This is a genomic window from Marinobacter suaedae (assembly GCF_030519635.1).
GTDB classification, from domain to species: Bacteria; Pseudomonadota; Gammaproteobacteria; order Pseudomonadales; family Oleiphilaceae; genus Marinobacter; species Marinobacter suaedae.
Genome location: NZ_JAUMIS010000005.1, coordinates 1 through 1,410, shown reverse-complemented (window position 1 = coordinate 1,410; position 1,410 = coordinate 1). Strand labels below are relative to the sequence as shown.

Genomic DNA, 1,410 nt, shown 5'->3' with positions numbered 1-1,410 from the left:
GACGTCAGCAACGGCAGCCTGACGCTCAACAACGATGGCAGCTTCACCTACACGCCAGCGGCCGACTATCACGGCGCGGACAGTTTCACCTACACGGTGACGGACAGCGCCAGCGGTGAGAGCGCGACACAAACCGTCAGCCTGACCATTAACCCGGTCGACGATGCGGTCACCATGGGTGGCGACACCAGTGGCACGGGCAACGAAGATACCGTCATCAGCGGTACGCTGACGGCCAGCGATAGCGCCGACGGCCTGACCGACGGCACCTATTTCACGGTCTCGACGGACGCGACCAACGGAACGGCCTCGATCGACCCCGAAACTGGGCTGTGGAGCTACACGCCCAGTGCTGACTTTAACGGCAGCGACTCGTTTACCGTCACGGTCACCGACGATGATGGCTACACCGACACCCAGGTGATCAATGTCACCGTGACCCCGGTGGTCGACATTGTCGATGACAGCCTGATCACGAACGAAGAGACGGAGATCTCGGCCAACGTGCTGACCGGCACCAACGGCGCCAGCGCCGACGGCTTTGAGGGCACACCGACGCTGACCGGAGTGACCAACGGCAGCAACGGCACCGTCAGCTTCCTGCCTGACGGCACGATCACCTACACGCCGGACGCAAACTTCAATGGCAACGACTCGTTCACCTACACCATTACGTCGGGTGGAGTGACCGAGACCGGGACCGTGAATGTCACGGTCAACGCCGTTACCGATCTGACGGCACAGGACGACAGCGTCAGTGTGGATGAAGACACCCCCCTTAGCGGCACGGTCGCGGACAATGACAGCACCACCAGCGGTGGGACGCTGAGCTACGCGCTGGCCACCGACGTCAGCAACGGCAGCCTGACGCTCAACACCGACGGAAGCTTCACCTACACCCCGGCGGCCGACTACAACGGCGGTGACAGTTTCACCTACACGGTCACGGACAGCGCCAGCGGTGAGAGCGCGACACAAACCGTCTCCATCACCGTCAACCCGGTCAACGACACCGCGGTGTTCAGTGGCGACACCTCGGGCAGTGGCAATGAAGACACGGTGATCAGTGGCAGCCTGAGTGTCGCGGATACCGCCGATGGCATGACCAGCCCGAACTACACGGTCACCACCGACGGTGCCAATGGCACAGCCAGCATTGATGCCGCCGGTAACTGGAGTTACACGCCCACGGCCAACTGGAGTGGCAGTGACAGCTTCACCGTCTCGGTGACCGATGACGACGGTAACGTCGAGAATCAGGTGGTCAGCGTCACGGTGACCTCGGTCAACGATGCACCGACCACCTCGCCGGTCACGCTGGCACCGATTGCTGAAGACAGCGGTGCGCGCACCATCACCCAGGCCGAGTTGCTGGGCAATGCCAGTGATGCCGACGGCGATTCGCTCACC

The 1,410-nt window shown here is 62.6% G+C and carries 1 protein-coding gene; it reads left to right on the top strand.

Translation table 11 applies throughout. The features are described 5' to 3' along the window. Positions 1 to 1,410, top strand: a 1,410-nt coding sequence (locus QVZ43_RS16430; RefSeq protein WP_302910778.1) for a tandem-95 repeat protein, incomplete at both ends; no start/stop codon positions are given.